We start from the raw sequence: 397 nt of genomic DNA on the forward strand, positions 1-397 counted from the left end.
GTTAATCCGTTATAGAATCCTTCATTCGCTAGCTTTTCAAAATTTTCAACGTGACCTGGTGCAGCTTCTGGGTAAAATTCAATAACAAGCTTTTCACCATTTTCAAATGAAATAGAACCTTTTTTCATATGTATAGCCTCCAATTTGATTTAGATTCACTTTATTGTACACGATTCGGATTCCAATGTGAAATTGAAATGATTAGCGTAAACATTTTATGAATAATTCGAGCTTGATATTGTCTAATTCTCTAATCAAAAAGCTGTTGAAAATATATTCTCAACAGCTTTACCAAATATCTCTTACTCTCTTGCTAGCTTGACAGTTTCCACAAATTTCTTAGCCTTATCCGTAATAGATTGAAGTGCCTCCTCATTAATCGTAGCTGGTACAAGGG

1 protein-coding gene is annotated in these 397 nt (G+C 33.5%); it reads right to left on the reverse strand.

The features are described 5' to 3' along the window. On the reverse strand, positions 1 to 128 hold a 128-nt coding region (locus KH400_RS21795), incomplete at its 3' end, for a peptidylprolyl isomerase (protein ID WP_217228204.1). Positions 129 to 397 lie beyond the last annotated feature (269 nt).

Origin of the sequence: Desertibacillus haloalkaliphilus, from assembly GCF_019039105.1 — a bacterium.
GTDB lineage: Bacteria > Bacillota > Bacilli > Bacillales > KJ1-10-99 > Desertibacillus > Desertibacillus haloalkaliphilus.